Here is an 18,597-nt window from a genome sequence, read left to right on the forward strand (position 1 = left end):
CCCGTCCAAGGCCGGCCACCTCTGCAAGGCCATCGCCGTCCTCCAGAACCATCGTGTCGCCCAAGCCGCGTGAGGTTGAAATAGGTTCACTGATCGAAACCGTAGCATGGGATGCTCGTGAGAGCGCAAGTTAATTTGCTTACATCATGTACGTGACACGAGGGTGCAGCTTGTAGCGCTGACGATCAGATAGTGATCATGCGTACGTGGCGAACGACTAGTGGCCGCGGGAAAGAAAGTGGCCCCGGCCTGCGGACGGGGCCACTTGTGGTTTCCCGCCCGAATGGGGACTGATCCCCACCCTACTGACGCCTTCGGTGACGAGCGCGACGAGGCCGGTCGCCGTCTGGCCGTACGCAACGGGCTACACCAGCCAAGCGAGATCCTCACCATGGCTGTCGCGATCGAGGTCAAGGCCCCGCGCGTCAACAACACACTCCCTCAAGCCTGCTGCGAAACGGATCTACTACGGTCAGTCTGACGGCGGGTGAAGTTGCCTAGGAACGACGCGCTTGACTTCTCGCAAGAACTTTAGGACGTCCTGCTTGCGGGCGGCCGAGGTGGACCTGTCAGCCTCGGCTTTGACCGCGGCCATGAACCGCTTCACCTTGACACGCTCGGCCGGGCGGCCCTTTGACGCGGTCGCCAATGTTCGTTTGATCGCCGAAAGACTGGCGTCAGTTATGACAAAGGTCTCAGTCGGCTGGGGCTTGAGAAGCCGCGTGGAAGCGCCGGTAGTTCGTGTGCCTGGACGTAGCACGAGGTCGGCTGGGTGCCAATCGCGCTTCTGCAGCGCCGGATTGATGGGGAGTAGGACACAGATCTTGTCAATCGGAGTGCATCGTGCCCCCGTGTCAGGCCGAATCGTGTACGCAGTCGCGAGTGCGGTCGCCTCTGCGCTCAATGCGGCATTGCCAACTGGAGCGGCAGGTCGAAGCTCATAGTGGAGGGTGTAGTCGGCACAGTCCTCACTGCAGTGGCTTCTACTGAAGTGCATGCAGCTGTTGTATGTGCAGGCCCGGTCCGCCTGGCCGTGGGTGATGAGGTCATTGACAGAGCCGGTGTCCGTGTCGATGATGCTGTCACCATCGAAGCCCGAGGTGTGGACCCATATGTGCTGTTTGGGGAAGAGGAGGAGATCGGGACCCAGATCGGCGCCTGTGTGAGTTGACGATGGGAACGTCTCCGTTCCGTGGACGCACTCGGCACAGTCATAGAGCTTGGTCCATTCTTGGGCGCCGTTGTTGGTGTTAACCCAGAATCTCCAGTCGCCGTCGCCGCGCGCCCTGGCGAGATCGTCACCATCGTCATGTACTTTCATTGAATCGAGCCGCAGTCGCCAGCTGCGCAGCCCCCAGTTGTCCGCTGCGGGATAAGCCCAGGCTGCCAGGATCTTCCTGTCATATTGCTCACCAGTGAACGAGCCGAGATCGACTGAAACCTCCAGCCATGTGGCATCGCCGGATGTACGTCGGGTAATCGTGGGGTTCGGGCCGCCTGTTCCCAGAGTCCTTGTGAAGATCGGCACTGGCGGTGCTGTCCTTCCAAGCCTGCGCATGAGAACGCGCGGATCAGGCGGCAGGTATATGTTGAAGGTGAAGGTCCGGTTGATTGGGGATGGACCCCGGATGCACCGCCCGTTGTAATAGGTGCCACCTATCTTCTGTCCAGGTTGAGCGAGACCCGTGTCGCTACAGTTGCTTGTTATTTCACCTGAATGGCGATTGAAGAATATGTTCGTGATGATTCCGGGGACGAAGACGTTCCGCCCGAAGCCGTTCGGGAATCCTGCTGGTCGGAAGTCTGGAGGAATCTGGACCGGACGAGGCCGATGTACTGCTACTCCGACTGGTGGATGTATCTCAGTATAGAAGGGCGGGTGGCCGCAGTCGAATATCCAGTACCCGAAGACTGATGCACGGTCACCCGGGGTTGGGCGGAAGCGTTCCGGGAAGTGGTCGCGTTCCCATTCGACGCCAAGTGTGTACTCTTGTTCGGGCCATTCAGGTCTTTTCGAGACGAGCCGTCGGGATGGCCCGTCCGCATACACTGAGAAGTTGTGATCTTGAGATTCGTGATTAAGGAAGTTGTCCTTTCTGCTGATACGGCTCCGGCCTATCTCGCCTTCGAGTAGCTCGTAGTCCTGCGGCCCGTCCCAGCGAGATGTCGTAACCCATTGCGGGTCAAGAGCTCCGCCCCCGAGCGCACACTTTTCCTCGCGCTCCGATTCGGAGAAGTCGGTGGGGTTCGTTGCCGGCAGGAAGGGCAAACCAAACTCGGGTTCCAGCTCGGGTGGGACAGTTATTGTTCCTACTGCTGTGATGTCGGTGTCGGCATGTTGCGCCGGTACCGACACAGCCCTCCCAGCAATGGAGACGGAGCATTTGGTCGGGCAGGCGGTGAATCGCACCTTGTAGGAGCCCTGCCTGTCGAGGTTGAGAGAAGGAGTGAGCGACGTTCCTCCCGAGAGGGTCGCATTGCTCGCGCGGGGCTTGCTGATGAGGTTCCACTGAAACGTGGGGACTGACACCATTGGCGTTGGACATTCGTCTTGATTCCTGCCCATTAGCTTGGCGTTGGATCCGTCGATCTGGACGGAGGAGCCGGCAAGGGGCAGGCCGACGATATTTGCCCGGATGCTTAGTTGGATTGAGCCGCTGGAGCAGTTTCCCGTTTTTTCGGTGGGCTCCGGTGGAACTGCCATTCCCGGCGAAGCCGACATGACGAGTACGAGTATGCACGGAATTATGGCGAGCTTACGGTATCCGAAAAGTACTCTCTTGCCCTGAGTGGCGCGTTCGGGCGATATAGAGCAGGTCATTGCTTCCGCTCATTTCTTACTAAGATCTAGTATATATCAGTCCGACACAACACAAATATCCTCACTCCACATGTAAGCGGGCCTGCGGTCATCGCGGGGTAAACAAGCTTTCGGCGCGTCGTCAACCTCCTCTTCTTTTGTTCAGAGTTGGATGTCGGGTTTAGTGAGTTTTGCCATCGGCCTACGATGCGGGAAGTGACACTCGAGCCTCTAAATAGAACAACATTCGAACGGATAATTTGCAAAAGAATGAGCTTATTTAGCTCGATCGGGGCTACGGGAGAGGTGCTGATGTGCTGCCCATGGGGTGGTCAACAGGATGCGTGCCAGCGTTCAACGTGACATTGAGTTCGCGTCCGGTGAATTGGCGTAAGTAGTAGCACTTTCATTTAATGTAAAGGAGTTCAGCTGTGACGACACTCGCCTGCTCGCTGTGGGCACCCGTGCCCCTGTGGGAGGAGAACCACCTGGAGGCGTTCGTTATCGGCAGTCTCGCGTACCGCACCACCGATCCCCTGCTGGTGTGCATCGACCATGAACCCGGCCGGTTCACCGATTACTCACACGCGTTACTCGACGAGAGTCTTGCGTACGCCATCCGGTACGGCGAGGCCGAGATCCAGCACTGCGCCTACGACCCGGCGTTCCTCCTCGCCCGGTTCGTGACCGGCGGATAGGTGTGGCGAGTGCCCCGGCAGGCCGTCTCAACGTTCGTCATGCGCAGTCGCAACCTGGTGTCCTACAGCTCCGAGGATGAGCACATCGACTGGGACGCTGGCCTCGCGGTAATCGACGAGGAGCAGCCGTGAACGTTACGAAGCAGGACACCCTGCTGTGATCTGCCATGTAGGCCCACGAACTCGCGGATCTGCGTCTCGCGCGCCAACCAATGATCGTCATGGGCTGGCACAGAAAGGTGGGAAACATGGGCTGCGGGAGCCCTCGAATCCATGAAACCCCCATGAATGGGCATACCAAAGGCTACTATCGTCTACCAAGAACGACCAATCGAGTCGTCATGGGACGAGCGTGATCCGCGACCTTCGGAAAGCCTCGTCAAGCTGCGATAACACACCGAATGGCTAGTCACGCCGCCATTCCGCGGGGATGCCACTGTCCCCGGCGGTCGAGGACGTGGCGGAGGCCGGTGATGTTGTCGGTCATGATGCCGTCCACGCCCAGGTCGAGCAGGTGTTCCATGCGTACGGGGTCGTTGACGGTCCACACGTGCACCTGCATGCCGATGGCGTGCGCCGTACGGACCAGACGGCGGGTGGTCACCCGCAGCCCGCGGAAGCCCACGGGCACCTGCGCGCACGGCACGCCGGAGCGCGACAGGCGGGCCAGCAGGCGGCCGTAGCCGGAAGTGGACGCGGCGGCGCGCAGCGCGGCGACGCCGCGCGGGCCGAGCGCCGAGCACACCTCCCTGCCCATCGCCGCCCTGGCCAGCGTCAGGCGTTCGTCGGAGAAGGAGGTCAGGCAGATGCGGTCAAAGGAGTTGGTACGCCGGATCGCCTCGGCCAGCGGCGCGATGGCAGCGGCCTCCTTGACGTCGATGTTGAAGCGGATCTCGGGCCACGTGCCCAGCAGGTCCTCCAACAGCGGGATCTCGTGAACCCCGCCGATGCGGGCCTGCCTGACCGCCTGATAGGGCAGCTCCGAGATGCGGCCGCGATGGTCGGTCACCCGGTCGAGCGTGTGGTCGTGGAAGGCGAGCAGCACGCCGTCGGAGGTGGCGTGCGCGTCGGTCTCCAGATAGGTGTAGCCGAGCTCGACCGCCCGTTCGAAGGCCGCGACGGAGTTTTCCGCGCCCTCGGCGGCGCCTCCGCGGTGCGCGAAAGCCAGCGGGCCCGGATGGTCGAGAAAGGCGAATCGACGGCTCAGCACGTCCTGAGTATGCCTTTCGTGGGTGAACGGATCGGTTAAGGTTCGGGGAGATTCTCCCACTCCTGGCGGCGAGCCTCGGCCAGCGCGATGGCGGCGGCCACCGCCACGTTGAACGAACCCACCCGCCCGACCTGCGGGATGTAGCAGACGCCGTCCACGGCGTCGAGCAGGGCGGGGGAGCAGCCGTGGTCCTCGCTGCCGACCACCAGGCACACGTCGCGACCCAGCTCGGCGCGGTGCAGCGGCACGGCCTCGGCGGTCAGCTCGATGGCGTTCACGGTGTAGCCCGCTCCCTTGGCGGCCTTGACCGCCTCGGTGGCGGGGATCGGCTCGTGCCAGGTGACCAGGCGTTCGGTGCCGAGCGCGGTCTTGCCCGCCTTGGGGTTGGTCGGCGGGGTGGCGTTGCCCGCGAGCCAGATCTCGTCCACGCCGAACGCGGCGGCGCTGCGGAAGATCGAGCCGATGTTGAACGGGCCGGTGACCGACTCGATGATCAGGGCGAGCCGGTGCTCGGTGTTCCTGCGCCAGGTGCGGTTGAGCCGCTTGACGTCGGTGGGGCGCAGTTGCCTTCTCATCGGGTCACCTTCAGGATCCGGTAGGCGGCCCGGCTGGCCTCGCGGGAGGCCTGCCAGCCCTGCTCGCCGAGCCAGCGCTGCAGGGAGTCCGAGCCGAGGTGTTTCTGGACGACCAGGTAGGCGACGCCGTCGGGAGTGAGCCGCGTCAGCCACCTGGTGAGCATCTCGTGCAGGGCCTGCTTCCCAATACGGATCGCAGGATTAGACCAGATTGCCCGAAATTTCACATCATCTGGCACTTCATCGACATGTACTGACCGTACTTTGTAAAGGCCGGCGGCCTCGGCGTTCCTGGCGGTCAGCTCCAGGCTGCGCCGGTTCACATCGACGGCCCACACCGTCGCCTCAGGCGCCCTGGAGGCCATGGTCAGGGCGATCGGCCCGTACCCGCAGCCCAGATCGAGCAGGTCGCCCTCCTGGGGCGGCGGGGGGACGGTCTCCAGCAGGATGCGCGTGCCCACGTCGACCCGTTCCGGCGAGAACACGCCGCTGTCGGTCTCCAGCCGCAGGTGCAGATCGGGCAGAACCAGGTCGACGGAGCCCGGCTTGCTCGCTGCCTTCGGCTGTTCGGAGAAGTAGTGGGCCACGTCGCAAAACGTTACCGGACCGGCCCGGATCCCCGACCCACGCGGCAGTCCCGAGCATGATCATCGCAACGGCTCGGAGCGCGCGCCGGCCACCGCTCGGGGCAGGTGGGGCCATCCCCGCTGGGAGGTGGCGAGAGGCGATGTGCGGCCCTGAGCGCTGGTGCCGGTGCCGGTGCCGGTGGTGGTGGTGCGGGTGATGGTGGCGGCGGTGCTGTGATGATGGTGGTGGTTCGGGTGATGGTGGCGGTGGGGTGGTGGTGCGGGTGGTGGTGATGGTGGTGGTGCCTTGGGATTGCGGCGGGCAGGCTGGTGCTGTCATGGAGGGGCAGGACTGGGCGCCGTCCATGATCCTCGGACGGCGATGTGGCTCTGGAGCATGGCATCACCGGCCTTGGCGTTCGCGCCCATTGCGCTGCCTCAGCCTGGCCCCGGCTCCGAACCTCCGGCTCGTGGCCATGCGCATCCAGCGCTCGGCTCGTGGCCTGGCTCGCTTCCCCGACCGGTTTGGCTCCCGACCTCGCCTGACTTGGCTCCCAGCCTGGCCTGGCCGGCTCTCCGCGTCCGGCTCTCCATATCCGATTGCCCGCGCCGGGTCATCCGCGTCCGACTGCCCGTGCCGACTACCCGTGCCGGGTCCTCCGTGCCTCGACTGCCCGCTCCCGGGCCGCGGTCCGGCTCTCCCCGCCCCGTTCTCCGCGCCCGGGTCTGAAGCCCGGTCCGGCTCTCTGCGCTCGGGTCTGAAGCTCGGTCCGGGCTCCCCACACCCGGCTCTGCGAGACCGGTCCGATTCCCCGTGTCGGGCCCGGGGTCTGAGCTGTGGGTCTGGTGCGTGGTTTGGCCGGGCGTCGGGGAGGGGCGCAGAGAGCCGGGTGGGAGTGGGTCAGTGGGCTGGGGTCAGGGTGCGCTTTCTGGAGGCGTAGACGTCGTCCACCAGGCCGTACGTGCGTGCCTGCTCTGCCGTGAAGATGTGGTCCCGCTCGATGTCCTTCCTGATCTCCAGGATCCCCCGGCCCGTGTGGCGGGACAGCATCTCCTCCTGCTGGTCGCGCATCCGCAGGATCTCCCTGGCGTGGATCTCCAGGTCGCTGCCCTGGCCGCGGCCGCCCTCCGCGTGGGGCTGGTGCAGCAGGATGCGGGAGTGGGGCAGGGCGGCGCGTTTGCCGGCCGAGCCGGCCGCCAGCAGGACCGCCGCGGCCGAGGAGGCCTCGCCGATGCAGACGGTGTGGATCTCCGGGCGGATGAACTGCATGGTGTCGTAAATGGCCGTCATCGCCGTGAACGAGCCGCCGGGGGAGTTGATGTAGATGTTGATGTCCTGGTCGGGGTCGATCGACTCGAGTGTGAGCAACTGCGCCATCACGTCGTTGGCCACGGTGTCGTCGATGGGGGCGCCGATGAAGACGATCCGGTCCTCGAAGAGCTTGTTGTACGGGGTCATCTCCTTGATGCCGTACGACGTGCGCTCCGTGAACGAGGGCAGCACATAGCGGCCGCTCATATCAGTTCATCCCTTCTGCGATATGGTCGACGATGCCGTACTCCAGCGCCTCCTGGGCGGTGAACCAGCGGTCGCGGTCGGAGTCGGCCTGGATGCGCTCCAGCGGCTGGCCCGTGTGGTGGGCGATGATCTCGGCCATCCGGCGCTTGGTGTAGAGCATGTTGTCGGCCTGGATCTGGATGTCGCTGGCCGTGCCGCCGATGCCGCCGAGCGGCTGGTGCATGACGACGCGGGAGTTGGGCAGGGCGTAGCGCTTGCCCTTGGCGCCCGCCGTCAGCAGCACCTGCCCCATCGACGCCGCGAACCCCATCGCCACCGTCGCCACGTCGCACGGAATGAACTGCATCATGTCGTAGAGCGCCATCCCGGCGGTCACGGACCCGCCCGGCGAATTGATGTAAAGCGTTATGTCGCGGTGTGGGTCTTCGGCCGCCAGCAATAGGAGCTCCCCGCAGAGCCGGTTGCAAATCTCGTCGTCGACCTCCTGGCCGAGGACGACGATCCGCTCTTTCAGCAGGCGCTGGCTGAGCTGGTCTGGCCAGGCCGCACGCTGGGTCTCCGTCATGACCGGTCGCCTTTCTGCGCTGGGTATTTCCGAGAAAAACGCTAGACCCGGCGGGCGGTAATTTTGGGATTATTTCGCTGGGGGCGCATTTCTCTAAGGGCGCATTCCACCGAGAGCGAATAACCATCGACATATAATCGCGGATGTGAGAGGGAACCTGCCCGCCGATGGGCGTGCCTCATCCTGGGCGGCGCGTTGCTGATGCCGTACATGATGGCGGGCGTCCTGATCGTGGCCTAGTGGCAGGGCCAGAGCGCCAACCTGCTGCTGCCCATCCAGATCGGCGTGTTCGTGGCGGTGCTGCCGGTGGTGGCCGTGACCGGGCTGTTCCTGCCGGTCCGGGCTCTGGGGGTGAACGCGGCGCAGGGGCTGCTCGGCGCGCACGTCGAGATCCCGCCCAGGCAGGCGGGCCGCACCTGGCAGGACCGCCGCCTGGTTCACCCTTGCACCTGGTGATCGGCGGGCTGGTCAGCGGCTCCACACTGGCCATCGTGCCGTTCGCGCTGGTGGCGACCGCGGCCGGCGCGGGCGAGCTGCTGGCCAGGCTGGCTCCCGTCCTGCTCGGCCCCACCCCGGCCGAACGCCTGGCCGCCGCCGAAGAGCACGCCCGTACGCTCGCCGAACGCAACCGGCTGGCCCGCGAGCTGCACGACTCAAGGCGGTCAAGCTGGTCGCGGCGGGGGAGTCGCTGCTGTTCCCGGCCGCGATCCGGGCGCTGGCTGGGCGGCGTCTCCAAGGCGGCTCGGGGCGGGTGGCCGGGATCGAGAGGCTGACCGGGCGTGAGGGCGATGTGCTGCGGCTGATGGCCAAGGGGCTGTCCGACAACGAGATCGCCGCCGAGCTGGTCGTCAGCCAGGAGACGGTCAAGACGCATGTCGGGAACGGGCCGGCCAAGCTGGGGGCTCGCGACCGGACCCAGGCTGTGATCGCGGCCTACGAGTCCGGCTTCGTCTCCGCGCGCTGAGGTCCGCCCCCCGAGACGACCCCTAACCCCGGAGGGCAGGGTGGTCGCTCTCCCGCCATGCGGGGCCGAGGTCCCTTGGGGAGCGGGAGGCGGGTGGGTCGGTCGCCTTCCCGCCGCGCGGGCTGGGGCCACTTGAAGGGAATGGGGGTGCCCGTACGAACGCCTCGGCCGGCCCCTCGGCCACCACGTGCTCGCCCACGGTCACGCTCACCGGGTTCCGCCCGACGTTGGTGTGGCGGAGGTTGTGGTGGAACTCGTGCACGGCCAGATGCGCGATCCGCGATGAATTTCCATGCCGCGGACGCTGAAGCCTCCTGTTGGGTGAGGCTCGAGCTAGTTGAAGAGCGGGGACTCCTCGCCCAGCTCGTCGCCGGGCGTCTGGCCGGGGGTGACCTGCCCGCTCTCCGACGGAGAGGGCGTCTTGGACGGCGAGGGCCGCGGCTCGGGGCTGGCCGGCGTCGGCGGCGGCGTCGGCACGAACACCGTCGGCGGCAGCTGCCGCGGCTGCGGCTCGCTGTCACGCCTGCCGAGCAACATCAGCAGCAGGATCGCGATCACCAGCATGAGCAGCAGCACCAGCGCCAGCGCGGCCATCAGGACCCGCTTGCGGGTCTCGGTGAGCGGCCTGCGCTGCCGGGTCGGCCCGGGCAGCGCCGGGGCGCGGTCGGTCAGCCAGTACGGCACGAAGTCGGGCCCGTGCGCCTCCCCGATGAACGTCCCGCCCACCATGACGGGATCGAGGAACCGCTCGGCCCCGGGCCGGCCGGGCACGTACGGGACCGCCGCCCAAGGCGCGTGACCGCCGTCGAAGGCGAGCACCTCGGGCGTGTCGTCCAGCACCGCGCCCCGCGAGCGCCCCGGGCGCCCGAGCCAGCCGCGCAACCTGGACCGCTCGCCCCTGGCCTCCCTGACCGCGGTCACGAACCGCTCGCGGGCGGCGGCGTCGAGCGCGGCCCCCCTGGTGAGCACGGCGAGCGAGACCGCCCGCCCGTCGGGCCCCTGGCCCAGGTACACGAAACCCGCCGGGGCAGTGTGCAGACGGGCCTGGACCACGAATGGCCCCAGCCGGGGTGGATCGCCGTACTGCAGGGGACTTGCCACGTTTGCCATGAAAGCACAGACGTGGCGTCGTGCAGGTTTGCGGCGCGTTTGGTGGAATGGCGTCATGAGCGTCGCCGAAGAGTTGCCAGGCGGAAACGATGCGGCACTGCTGCGTCAAAGTCTCGACGAGGTCCGGCGTGTCATCGTCGGACAGGACCACATGGTCGAAAGGCTCATCGTGGCCCTGCTGGCCCGCGGGCACTGCCTGCTCGAAGGAGTCCCAGGCGTCGCCAAGACCCTCGCCGCCTCCACCCTGGCCACTGTCGTGGGCGGCACGTTCGCCCGGATCCAGTTCACCCCCGACCTCGTGCCGAGCGACATCATCGGCACCCGCGTCTTCCACCCCTCCAACGAGAAGTTCGATGTCGAGCTCGGCCCCGTGTTCGTCAACTTCCTGCTGGCCGACGAGATCAACCGCGCCCCCGCCAAGGTCCAGTCCGCGCTGCTGGAGGTGATGGCCGAGCGGCAGGTGACCCTCGCCGGGGTCACCCACCCGCTGCCCAGGCCGTTCATCGTGCTCGCCACCCAGAACCCGATCGAGTCCGAGGGCGTCTACCCGCTGCCCGAGGTGCAGCGCGACCGGTTCCTGTTCCGCGTACGGGTCCCGCACCCCAGCGCGCACGAGGAGCTGGAGATCCTGCACCGGATGAGCGTCACGCCGCCGGTCCCCGAGCGCGTGCTCGACCCCGGCAAGCTGCTGGCCCTGCAGGAGGCGGCCGAGCAGATCTCGGTGCACCAGCTCGTCGCCGACTACGTGGTGCGGCTGGTCATGTCCACCCGCAGCCCCGCCGAGTACGGCCTGCCCGACCTCGTCGAGACCATCGAGATCGGCGTCAGCCCCCGGGCCACGCTGGGCCTGGTCTCGGCCGGACGGGCGCTGGCCCTGCTGCGCGGCCGCGACTACCTGCTGCCCGACGACGTACGCGACGTGGCCGTGGACGTCATGTCGCACCGGCTCATGCTCACCTTCGACGCCCTGGCCGACGGCGTCGACCCCGAGCAGGTCGTCAAACAGATCCTGCAGGCCGTGCCCCCGCCCCTCGTCGTCTGGAACCAGAACCGGTGAGCGGCCTGTGAACACGGCGGAACAGGCGCTCAGGCGGCTGGAGCTGACGGTCACCCGGCGGCTGGACGGGCTGCTGCACGGCGCCCACCAGGGGCTGCTCCCGGGGCCGGGCAGCGAGGCCGGCGACAGCCGCGTGTACGTGGCCGGCGAGGACGACGTGCGCCGCATGGACTGGGCGGTCACCGCCCGCACGACCGTCCCGCACGTACGCGACCTGATCGCCGACCGCGAGCTGGAGACCTGGGCGCTGGCGGACCTTTCGCCCAGCATGGACTTCGGCACCGCCGACACCGACAAACGCGACCTGGTGGTGGCCGCGATCGGGGCGATCGGGTTCCTGTCGAGCAGGATGGGCGACAGGTTCGGCGCGCTGGTGCTGCACGACGAGTACGTGCACCGCATGCCCGCGCGCACCGGCCGCCCGGCCCTCTACGGGCTGCTGCACTCGCTCATGGACGCCCCGCGCGGCCGGATCGTGCCCGACGCGCCCGACCTGGCCGAGGGCATCGACGTGCTGTCGGCCAGCCGCAGGCGGCGCGGCGTGCGGCTGATCGTCTCCGACTTCCTCGACGCCCACCCCAGCCTCGACCCCGACGCCGAACGCCCCTGGGAGCGCCCCATCAGGCGGCTGGCGGCCCGCCACCAGGTGCTGGCGGTGGAGGTGATCGACCCGCGCGAGCTGGAGCTGCCCGACGTGGGGCGGGTCGCGTTCGCCGACCCCGAGACCGGGAAAGTACGCGAAGTGCATCTTTCGCCCAAGGTTCGGCAAGCGTACGCGGAGGCGGCCGCCCTGCAGCGCGAGGGCACCCGCGTGGCGCTGCGCCGCGCCGGCATCGCGCACCTCGTGCTGCGCACCGATCGGGACTGGGTGTTCGACATCGCGCAGTTCGTCCTCCGCCAGCGCCGCATGAGCCACCTCGCCCACAGGAGACCCACGTGACCGAGCGAAGCGAGGGAACAATCAGACGCAGCACCTTGGTCGCAAGGCCGACGAAGGAGGCCTTGTGACATTCCTAGCGCCCGGCTGGCTCTGGCTGTTCCTGCTGGTGGGGCTGCTGGTGGCCGGGTACATCGTGTCGATGTTCGCCCGGCGCCGCTACACGGTGCGCTTCACGAACCTGGCCCTGCTCGACCTCGTCGCCCCCGCCGGCCCCGGCTGGCGCCGCCACGTCGCCCCCGCGCTGTTCCTCCTCATGATGGCGCTCCTGGTCGTCGGCGCCGCCAAACCCGCCGACCAGGTACGCGTGCCGCGCGACCGCGCCACCATCATGATCGCGCTGGACGTGTCGCTGTCCATGGACGCCGACGACGTCCAGCCCAACCGGATCAGCGCCGCCAAGGCCGCGGCGCAGGCGTTCGTCAAGGAGTTGCCGGACCGCTTCAACGTCGGCGTGGTGTCCTTCGCCCGCTCCGCCAACGTCGTCATCTCGCCCACGACCGACCACCAGGCCGTGATCACCGCCATCGGCGCCCTCACCACGCGCCCGGGCACCGCGATCGGCGAGGCGGTCTTCAACGCGCTCGACTCGCTGCGCTCGTTCGACCAGCAGGCCGCCACCGACCCGCCCCCGGCGGCGGTCGTGCTGCTGTCCGACGGCGACAACACCTCGGGCAGGTCGGTGAACGAGGCCATCGACGCCGCCCAGCAGGCCCGCGTGCCGGTCTCCACGATCGCGTACGGCACCCAGGAGGGCACCGTCAACATCGACGGCCGGCCGGTGAACGTGCCGGTCAACAAGCAGACCCTGCAGTCGTTGTCCGACGGGACCAGCGGCCGGGCCTACGCGGCCGAGTCCGGCAGCGAGCTGCGCGAGGTCTACGACCAGATCGGCACCTCGCTCGGCTACAAGCTGGTCAGCCAGGAGATCACCCAGTGGTTCATCGTGGCCGCGATCGTGGCCGGGCTGCTGGTGGCGGGCGCGGCGGTGCTGTTCGGCTCCCGGATCCCCTGACGTCACCCCTGCCCCCGAGCCAGTTGGTGTGCGACTTGTACACTCTTGGGGTTTCTTGGGGGAAATCGGGGGAGTGGCGTGCCGCTGGAGCAGGTCCTGGTGTTGCTGGTCGCGGCGGCAGGGGCGGGATGGGTCGATGCCGTCGTGGGCGGGGGCGGGCTGGTGCAGCTCCCCGCGATCTTGATGACCGGGCTGCCCACCGTCGAGGCGATGGCCACCAACAAGCTGTCGTCCATCTTCGGCACCACCTCCGCGGCCGTCGCGTACGCGCGCTCCACCAAGATCGACCGGCAGGTGGCCCTCCCCGGCGCGGGGCTGGCGGTGCTGAGCGCCGGGCTGGGGGCGTGGGCGGCGGCGGCGATCTCGGCCGAGGTGCTGCGACCCGCCGTCATGGTGGTGCTGCTCGGGGTGGCCGCGTTCGTGACGCTGCGGCCCGCGCTCGGGTCCGTGCCCGTGCCGCACCTGCGGACCAACGCCCGGGTGCTGGCCGCGGTGGCGGTGGCCGGGGTGGGGATCGCCTTCTACGACGGCATCATGGGGCCGGGCACGGGGATGTTCCTCATCGTCGCCTTCACCACCATCCTGGGGCTGGACTTCGTCTCGGCCTCCGCGTCCGCCAAGATCATCAACGTGGGGACCAACCTCGGGGCGCTGGTGGTCTTCGGGGCGCAGGGGCACCTGAACTGGGGGCTCGGGCTCGGCATGGCCGTGTGCAACGTGGCCGGCGCCCAGCTCGGCGCGCGGATGGCGCTCAAGCGGGGCACCGGCTTCGTGCGGATCGTGCTGCTGTGCGTCGTGGTGGCCCTGGTGGCCAGGCTGGCCTGGCAGCAGTTCGGCGGCTGACCGCGCGCTCTAGCCGAGCAGGGAGCGGACGTACTCGCCGATCGTCCGGGTGGGGCGGCCGATGAGGTCGCGCAGCGTGCCGGGGGTGTGGTCGAGCCAGCCGCGGGCGATGTTGACGTCCACGTCCGCCATCATCTCCGCGAACGGCCCGGGCAGGCCGGCGCCGGCCAGCACGGCCGCGTACTCGTCCTTCGGCAGGTCCTGGTAGACGACCTCCTTGCCGGTGACCGCGGCGATCTCGGCGGCCAGGTCGGCCCGGCTCCAGGTCGTGTCGCCGGACAGCTCGTACACCTTGCCGTCGTGGCCCTCGCCGGTCAGCACGGCGGCCGCGCCGGCGGCGTAGTCGGCGCGGGAGGCGGAGGCGACCCGGCCGTCGCCGGCCGCGCCGTGCACGGCGCCGAACTGCGGGGCGGCCGTGATCGCCGCCTCGTAGACCTCGTTGTACCAGTTGTTGCGCAGGATGGTGTACGTCACCCCGGCCGCCTTGATGTACTCCTCGGTCGCCCGGTGGTCGGCGGCCAGGACGGCCTCGGTGGTGTCGGCGCCGGGCGCGCTGGTGTAGACGAGCGTGGCCCCGGCCTCCTTGGCGGCGTCCACGACGGTGGAGTGCTGCTGGAGCCGGTTGGGGTCGATGCCGGAGATGAGCAGCACCTTGGTGGCGCCCCGCAGCGCGCTCCTGACGGTCTCGGGCCGGTCGTAGTCGGCCTGGCGCACCTCGACGCCGAGGTCGGCGCCCTTCTCCGGAGTACGCGCGGCGGCGACGATCTGCCCGGCCGGGACGCGCTTCTTGAGGTCCTCGATCACCAGCCGGCCCAGATGTCCGGTGGCTCCCGTCACCACGATCATGATTTCTCCTATTCAGTACTGCCGCGATGGTTAGTACTTTCTATCAGAAAGTACTGCCGAACGCGTACGCTGAATTCCATGGAGGAGTTCGAAGAGCTGGTGGCCGATGTCTTCTCGCGCCGGTGCACCTCGCGCTCGGTGCTGGAGACGATCACCGGCCGCTGGGCGATCCTGGCGCTCGTGGCCCTGTACGAGGGGCCTTACCGCTTCAACGCGCTGCGCCGCCGGGTCGACGGGGTGAGCGAGAAGATGTTGTCCCAGACGCTCCACGCGCTCGAACGCGACGGCATGGTGCTGCGCGTGGCCGAGCCCTCGATCCCGCCCAAGGTCGAGTACAGCCTCACCGAGCTGGGCCGGGAGGCCGCCGAGCGGCTCGTCCCCCTCCTGGAGTGGGTGGAGGAGCGGATGCCCCAGGTGGTGACCTCCCGCGAGGAGTACGCCGCCCGCTGAACGGCCGCTCGCAGGCGGCGCGCTTTCCTAGAATGGGGCCATGCGCGCCAGCCGCCTGCTCTCGCTCCTCCTGCTCCTGCAGTCGCGCGGCCGCATGACCGCGCCGGAGCTGGCCGAGGAGCTGGAGGTGTCGGTCCGCACGGTCTACCGCGACGTGGAGGCGCTGTCGGCGGCCGGCGTGCCGGTCTACGCCGACCGGGGGCCCACGGGCGGCTACCAGCTGCTCGACGGCTACCGCACCAGGCTCAACGGGCTGACCGCCGAGGAGGCGTCCTCGCTGTTCCTGGCGGGGCTGCCCGGCCCCGCGGCCGAGCTGGGGCTGGCCGAGGTGGCCGCCACCGCGGAGCTGAAGCTGCTGGCCGCCCTGCCGCCCGAGCCGCGCTCGTACGCCTCGCGGATGCGCGAGCGGTTCCTGCTGGACGTGCCGAGCTGGTACCGCTCGGCCGACGACGTGCCGCATCTGAGCGAGGTGGCCGAGGCGGTGTGGGACCAGCGGCCGCTGCACATGACCTACCGGCGCTGGGGGCAGCAGGAGGTCGACCGGGTGATCCACCCGTACGGGCTGGTGCTCAAGGGCGGCTCCTGGTATCTGGTGGCCGCGCCGCCGGGCGGCGGTCCCCGCACCTACCGGGTGGCGCGGATCCTGACCCTGGAGACGCTGCCCGGCCGCTTCGCCTGGCCCGAGGGGTTCGACCTGGGCGAGTTCTGGCAGGGCTACGCCAAGGAGTTCCGCGAGCGGATGTACACCGCCGAGGCCGTCATCCGGCTCGCCCCCGACCACGGTGAGCTGCTGGCGTACACGATGGGCTCCGACGTGGTCGGCGCCGCGCTGGCCGCGGCCGGCGAGCCCGATCCGGAGGGCTGGCTGACGCTGACGGTGCCCATCGAGTCGCTCACGCACGCGCGCTGGCTGCTGCTGCGGATGGGGGCCGCAGTGGAGGTGCTGGGGCCGCCGGAGCTGCGGGAGCTGATGTGCGAGGCGGTCGCCGAGCTGGGCAAGATGTACGGCTGGGCCGCAGCTCAGGGTCGATAATTCAGGCGACTTCAGGGCGCGGTTTCTGCGAACATGCCGCGCATGTACCTTCTCGCTTTCGTGGGCGCATGCGTCCTGGTGGCCATGGTGCCCGGGGTCAGCACGGCCATCATCCTGCGTCAGACGCTGCGCGCGGGCCGCGGCTCCGGGATGGCCGCCACGCTGGGCAACGAGACCGGCATCCTGCTGTGGGGGCTGTCGGCCGCCTTCGGCCTGTCGGCGCTGCTGGTGGCCTCGCAGCTGGCCTATGACGTCATGCGTGTGGTCGGCGCCGTGGTGCTGGTCGTGATGGGCGCGCAGGCGCTGTGGCAGGCCCGCAAGGGGGCGCCGGTGACAGGGCCCGAAGCCGAGGGGGCGGTGGTGCCGGGCTGGCGCGGGCCTTACCTGGCGGGTGTCGGGACGTGCCTGGCCAACCCGAAGGCGGCGGTGTTCGCGATGTCGTTCCTGCCGCAGTTCGTCCCGCCGGGGCAGAACGTGCCGGCCACGCTCGCGACGCTGGCCGTCGTGTGGGTGCTGGTGGACCTGCTCTGGTACGGGCTGCTCATCTGGGCGGTGGCCAAGGCCAAGGCGTGGCTGGGCCGTCCCGCCGTACGGCGGCGGCTGGAGCAGATCTCCGGGGTGGTGCTGATCGGGCTGGGCGTGCGGCTGGTGGTGGATTCGCGGTGACGATCTGGCACGCCGAGCGCGGCGCGGGCGAGCCCGTGGTGCTGCTGCATTCGACGGCGGTCGACTCGGGCATGTGGGACGCGCAGGTGGAGGCCCTGTCCGACCGCTTCCGCGTGATCACGGTGGACTTCCGCGGCTACGGGCGCAGCCCCTACCGGGCGGAGGCCCCGTACAACGACGGCGACGACGTGGCGCGGCTGCTGGCCGCGCTGGAGGTGAGCCGGGCGGCGCTGGTCGGCTCGTCGGGCGGGGGCCGGGTCGCGCTGGAGCTGGCGGCGGCAGGGCTCGCCGACCGGCTGGTGCTGCTGAACCCTATCTCCGACCTGCCGCCCACCCCGGACCTGCGGGCTTACTGGGACGAGGAGGGGCGCCTGCTGGAGGCGGGCGACGTCGAGGGCGCGGCGGAGCTGAACGCGCGCACCCTGCTCGGGCCCGAGGCGCCGCGGGAGGCCTTCGGGCGCGTGGTGGAGATGCAGCGGCACGCGTTCGAGGTGCAACTGGCCGCCGATCCGGAGCCGTCGCAGGCCGAGAAGGAGCTCGCGCCGGCGGAGATCGACGTGCCGGCGCTGGTCGTGGCCGGCGCGCACGACCTGCCGTACTTCCGGGCCAGTGCCCGCCACCTGGCGGGCGAGCTGCCGCGGGCGCGGCTGGTCGAGCTGGAGTGGGCCGGCCACCTGCCCGCCCTCGAACGTCCTGAGGAGATCAACCGGCTGCTCCTGGACTACCTTTAGGGCATGACGAACGACCTGGCGACCCTCCTTCGGCAGGCGCAGGACGACGACCCGCTGCTGGCACTGCACGCCACGACCGCCCTGCGCCGCGAGATCGAGCGGCTGGAGGCCGTCCAGGTGCGGCGGGCGAGGGTGGCGGGGCTGGCCTGGGCCCAGATCGCCGTCGCGATCGGGGTGAGCAAGCAGGCCGTGCACAAGAAGTACGGCCGCCGCTAGCCCTTCCACCTGCCGGCGAACCAGCGCAGCGCGATGTTCCAGGAGTAGCCCCGCCGGATGCGCCCGGCCACGTCCGGGGGCAGCGTGTCCAGGCCGCGGTGCTCCAGGAGCACCTCGGTGCCGCCCTCGACCGGGCTGAAGGCCACCTCGATCTCCATCCGGCCGCCCTCGTTGAGCAGGTCGGCCCAGACGAGGCGGCGCGGCGGCTCCCAGACGAGGATCCTGCCGGTGTCGACGTGGCCGCCGTCGGACCACAGCTCGCGCAGGAAGCCCTCCTCGAAGCGGATGCCGACCGCGCGGTCCGGGTCGACCCAGCTGTGGCGGCCGCGCACGTACCAGCTGTCGATCTCGTCGGTGAAGATCCGGAACGCGGTCGCCGGATCGACCGGCACGGTGACGCCGGCCCGGACGGAGCTCACCGGCCCCGCTCCACATGGTCCTTGAACGAGCCGAGCTGCTCGGCCCAGAACGCCTGCACCTGGTCCAGCCACGCCTGCAGCGCCGCGAACGGCTCCTGGCGCAGCGTGTAGAGGCGCAGGCGGGCGTCGGCGCCACCCGCCTCGGCCCGCACGAGACCGCCCGCCCGCAGGACGCGCAGGTGCCTGCTGAGGGCGGGGGCGCTCATCTGGACGGCCTGCGCCAGCTCGCCGGCCGGCCGCGGTCCTTCGCGCAGCAGGTCGATGACCTTGCGCCGGGTGGGATCGGCGAGCGCGGCCAGCGTCGCGTCGATTTCGTTAACGCCTGTGTTAATTGTTGCCTGCTTCCGTTAGGCTGTTAATCCTTAACGCTAGCGGCA

The 18,597-nt window shown here is 68.8% G+C and carries 23 protein-coding genes and 1 pseudogene; 13 read left to right on the forward strand and 11 right to left on the reverse strand.

The annotated features are described in order from the left end of the window. Window positions 1–472: 472 nt before the first annotated feature. Window positions 473–2,821, reverse strand: coding sequence for a hypothetical protein (locus ACIBQ1_RS34355; protein WP_397283470.1), 2,349 nt, complete (start codon window positions 2,819–2,821; stop codon window positions 473–475). Between the two features lie 410 nt (window positions 2,822–3,231). On the opposite strand from ACIBQ1_RS34355, the gene ACIBQ1_RS34360 reads away from it, so the two are divergent. Further along, on the forward strand, window positions 3,232–3,498 hold the full coding sequence (locus ACIBQ1_RS34360; protein ID WP_397283471.1) for a hypothetical protein: 267 nt from the start codon (window positions 3,232–3,234) through the stop codon (window positions 3,496–3,498). A gap of 409 nt (window positions 3,499–3,907) precedes the next feature. Here the strand turns inward: ACIBQ1_RS34360 and ACIBQ1_RS34365 are convergent, their stop codons facing one another. The 5 genes from ACIBQ1_RS34365 to ACIBQ1_RS34385 form a co-directional block, all read right to left on the reverse strand. Further along, window positions 3,908–4,705 (reverse strand): glycerophosphodiester phosphodiesterase family protein, encoded by a 798-nt coding sequence (locus ACIBQ1_RS34365; protein ID WP_397283663.1) that lies wholly within the window; start codon window positions 4,703–4,705, stop codon window positions 3,908–3,910. A gap of 38 nt (window positions 4,706–4,743) precedes the next feature. Next, the gene (locus ACIBQ1_RS34370) at window positions 4,744–5,283 is read right to left on the reverse strand and encodes a TrmH family RNA methyltransferase (RefSeq protein ID WP_397283472.1); all 540 of its coding nucleotides are present in this window, start codon (window positions 5,281–5,283) and stop codon (window positions 4,744–4,746) included. After that, window positions 5,280–5,870: a class I SAM-dependent methyltransferase gene (locus ACIBQ1_RS34375; RefSeq protein ID WP_397226846.1), complete on the reverse strand. Its 591-nt coding sequence runs from the start codon at window positions 5,868–5,870 to the stop codon at window positions 5,280–5,282. The genes ACIBQ1_RS34370 and ACIBQ1_RS34375 overlap by 4 nt, the downstream gene beginning before the upstream one ends. A gap of 880 nt (window positions 5,871–6,750) precedes the next feature. Continuing rightward, window positions 6,751–7,368: an ATP-dependent Clp protease proteolytic subunit gene (locus tag ACIBQ1_RS34380; protein WP_397283473.1), complete on the reverse strand. Its 618-nt coding sequence runs from the start codon at window positions 7,366–7,368 to the stop codon at window positions 6,751–6,753. Between the two features lies 1 nt (window position 7,369). Beyond that, entirely contained in the window at window positions 7,370–7,933 is a 564-nt protein-coding gene (locus ACIBQ1_RS34385) for a ClpP family protease (protein ID WP_397283474.1), read from the reverse strand. Window positions 7,934–8,218: 285 nt separating this feature from the next. On the opposite strand from ACIBQ1_RS34385, the gene ACIBQ1_RS34390 reads away from it, so the two are divergent. From ACIBQ1_RS34390 to ACIBQ1_RS34400, 3 genes are read left to right on the forward strand one after another with little or no spacing between them, the layout of a single operon-like run. Next, window positions 8,219–8,389, forward strand: a complete 171-nt coding sequence (locus tag ACIBQ1_RS34390; protein WP_397283475.1) for a hypothetical protein — start codon at window positions 8,219–8,221, stop codon at window positions 8,387–8,389. Then, window positions 8,377–8,706, forward strand: a complete 330-nt coding sequence (locus tag ACIBQ1_RS34395; RefSeq protein WP_397283476.1) for a hypothetical protein — start codon at window positions 8,377–8,379, stop codon at window positions 8,704–8,706. Before ACIBQ1_RS34390 ends, ACIBQ1_RS34395 begins: the two co-directional genes overlap by 13 nt. Further along, window positions 8,685–8,897, forward strand: a complete 213-nt coding sequence (locus ACIBQ1_RS34400) for a response regulator transcription factor (RefSeq protein WP_397283477.1) — start codon at window positions 8,685–8,687, stop codon at window positions 8,895–8,897. The genes ACIBQ1_RS34395 and ACIBQ1_RS34400 overlap by 22 nt, the downstream gene beginning before the upstream one ends. 22 nt (window positions 8,898–8,919) lie before the next feature. On the opposite strand, the pseudogene ACIBQ1_RS34405 reads toward ACIBQ1_RS34400, so the two are convergent. Further along, a pseudogene (locus tag ACIBQ1_RS34405) lies at window positions 8,920–9,180 on the reverse strand (DUF2268 domain-containing putative Zn-dependent protease); the annotation flags it as partial. Window positions 9,181–9,230: 50 nt separating this feature from the next. After that, window positions 9,231–10,007 carry a hypothetical protein gene (locus ACIBQ1_RS34410; RefSeq protein ID WP_397283478.1) on the reverse strand — a complete coding sequence of 259 codons (777 nt, stop codon included), beginning with the start codon at window positions 10,005–10,007 and terminating at the stop codon, window positions 9,231–9,233. Between the two features lie 55 nt (window positions 10,008–10,062). Between ACIBQ1_RS34410 and ACIBQ1_RS34415 the strand changes: the two genes are divergently transcribed. From ACIBQ1_RS34415 to ACIBQ1_RS34430, 4 genes are all read left to right on the forward strand, one after another. Continuing rightward, window positions 10,063–11,064 (forward strand): AAA family ATPase, encoded by a 1,002-nt coding sequence (locus tag ACIBQ1_RS34415; protein WP_397283479.1) that lies wholly within the window; start codon window positions 10,063–10,065, stop codon window positions 11,062–11,064. Between the two features lie 7 nt (window positions 11,065–11,071). After that, entirely contained in the window at window positions 11,072–12,004 is a 933-nt protein-coding gene (locus ACIBQ1_RS34420) for a DUF58 domain-containing protein (RefSeq protein WP_397283480.1), read from the forward strand. Window positions 12,005–12,068: 64 nt separating this feature from the next. Next, the gene (locus tag ACIBQ1_RS34425; RefSeq protein ID WP_397283481.1) at window positions 12,069–13,016 is read left to right on the forward strand and encodes a VWA domain-containing protein; all 948 of its coding nucleotides are present in this window, start codon (window positions 12,069–12,071) and stop codon (window positions 13,014–13,016) included. Window positions 13,017–13,094: 78 nt separating this feature from the next. Further along, complete coding sequence (locus ACIBQ1_RS34430) at window positions 13,095–13,859, forward strand: sulfite exporter TauE/SafE family protein (protein ID WP_397283482.1); 765 nt, start codon at window positions 13,095–13,097, stop codon at window positions 13,857–13,859. Window positions 13,860–13,868: 9 nt separating this feature from the next. On the opposite strand, the gene ACIBQ1_RS34435 is transcribed toward ACIBQ1_RS34430, so the two are convergent. Then, entirely contained in the window at window positions 13,869–14,705 is an 837-nt protein-coding gene (locus tag ACIBQ1_RS34435) for an SDR family oxidoreductase (protein WP_397283483.1), read from the reverse strand. A 78-nt stretch (window positions 14,706–14,783) separates the two neighbouring features. On the opposite strand from ACIBQ1_RS34435, the gene ACIBQ1_RS34440 reads away from it, so the two are divergent. The 5 genes from ACIBQ1_RS34440 to ACIBQ1_RS34460 are packed head-to-tail and all read left to right on the forward strand — an operon-like array spanning window position 14,784 to window position 17,801. Beyond that, complete coding sequence (locus tag ACIBQ1_RS34440; protein ID WP_397283484.1) at window positions 14,784–15,155, forward strand: winged helix-turn-helix transcriptional regulator; 372 nt, start codon at window positions 14,784–14,786, stop codon at window positions 15,153–15,155. A 40-nt stretch (window positions 15,156–15,195) separates the two neighbouring features. Further along, on the forward strand, window positions 15,196–16,188 hold the full coding sequence (locus ACIBQ1_RS34445; RefSeq protein ID WP_397283485.1) for a helix-turn-helix transcriptional regulator: 993 nt from the start codon (window positions 15,196–15,198) through the stop codon (window positions 16,186–16,188). 42 nt (window positions 16,189–16,230) lie between these two features. Next, window positions 16,231–16,854, forward strand: a complete 624-nt coding sequence (locus tag ACIBQ1_RS34450; protein WP_397283486.1) for a LysE family translocator — start codon at window positions 16,231–16,233, stop codon at window positions 16,852–16,854. Then, a complete protein-coding gene (locus tag ACIBQ1_RS34455; RefSeq protein ID WP_397283487.1) occupies window positions 16,851–17,585 on the forward strand; it encodes an alpha/beta fold hydrolase in 735 nt (244 codons plus the stop codon). Before ACIBQ1_RS34450 ends, ACIBQ1_RS34455 begins: the two co-directional genes overlap by 4 nt. A 3-nt stretch (window positions 17,586–17,588) precedes the next feature. Then, complete coding sequence (locus tag ACIBQ1_RS34460; protein ID WP_355371990.1) at window positions 17,589–17,801, forward strand: hypothetical protein; 213 nt, start codon at window positions 17,589–17,591, stop codon at window positions 17,799–17,801. On the opposite strand, the gene ACIBQ1_RS34465 is transcribed toward ACIBQ1_RS34460, so the two are convergent. Both ACIBQ1_RS34465 and ACIBQ1_RS34470 read right to left on the reverse strand, forming a co-directional pair. Continuing rightward, window positions 17,798–18,220, reverse strand: coding sequence for an SRPBCC domain-containing protein (locus ACIBQ1_RS34465; RefSeq protein ID WP_397283488.1), 423 nt, complete (start codon window positions 18,218–18,220; stop codon window positions 17,798–17,800). The genes ACIBQ1_RS34460 and ACIBQ1_RS34465 overlap by 4 nt on opposite strands. Next, on the reverse strand, window positions 18,217–18,552 hold the full coding sequence (locus tag ACIBQ1_RS34470; RefSeq protein WP_397283664.1) for an ArsR/SmtB family transcription factor: 336 nt from the start codon (window positions 18,550–18,552) through the stop codon (window positions 18,217–18,219). Before ACIBQ1_RS34470 ends, ACIBQ1_RS34465 begins: the two co-directional genes overlap by 4 nt. Window positions 18,553–18,597: the final 45 nt, after the last annotated feature.

Source organism: Nonomuraea sp. NPDC050153, assembly GCF_044460125.1.
GTDB lineage: Bacteria > Actinomycetota > Actinomycetes > Streptosporangiales > Streptosporangiaceae > Nonomuraea.

What these genes read in the sequence shown, in the direction of transcription:
- ACIBQ1_RS34355 (WP_397283470.1), bottom strand. Translation starts at nt 2,821, where the DNA reads ATGACCTGCTCTATATCGCCCGAACGCGCCACTCAGGGCAAGAGAGTA.
- ACIBQ1_RS34370 (WP_397283472.1), bottom strand. Translation starts at nt 5,283, where the DNA reads ATGAGAAGGCAACTGCGCCCCACCGACGTCAAGCGGCTCAACCGCACC.
- ACIBQ1_RS34380 (WP_397283473.1), bottom strand. Translation starts at nt 7,368, where the DNA reads ATGAGCGGCCGCTATGTGCTGCCCTCGTTCACGGAGCGCACGTCGTAC.
- ACIBQ1_RS34385 (WP_397283474.1), bottom strand. Translation starts at nt 7,933, where the DNA reads ATGACGGAGACCCAGCGTGCGGCCTGGCCAGACCAGCTCAGCCAGCGC.
- ACIBQ1_RS34410 (WP_397283478.1), bottom strand. Translation starts at nt 10,007, where the DNA reads ATGGCAAACGTGGCAAGTCCCCTGCAGTACGGCGATCCACCCCGGCTG.
- ACIBQ1_RS34415 (WP_397283479.1), top strand. Translation starts at nt 10,063, where the DNA reads ATGAGCGTCGCCGAAGAGTTGCCAGGCGGAAACGATGCGGCACTGCTG.
- ACIBQ1_RS34435 (WP_397283483.1), bottom strand. Translation starts at nt 14,705, where the DNA reads ATGATCGTGGTGACGGGAGCCACCGGACATCTGGGCCGGCTGGTGATC.
- ACIBQ1_RS34440 (WP_397283484.1), top strand. Translation starts at nt 14,784, where the DNA reads ATGGAGGAGTTCGAAGAGCTGGTGGCCGATGTCTTCTCGCGCCGGTGC.
- ACIBQ1_RS34445 (WP_397283485.1), top strand. Translation starts at nt 15,196, where the DNA reads ATGCGCGCCAGCCGCCTGCTCTCGCTCCTCCTGCTCCTGCAGTCGCGC.
- ACIBQ1_RS34450 (WP_397283486.1), top strand. Translation starts at nt 16,231, where the DNA reads ATGTACCTTCTCGCTTTCGTGGGCGCATGCGTCCTGGTGGCCATGGTG.
- ACIBQ1_RS34460 (WP_355371990.1), top strand. Translation starts at nt 17,589, where the DNA reads ATGACGAACGACCTGGCGACCCTCCTTCGGCAGGCGCAGGACGACGAC.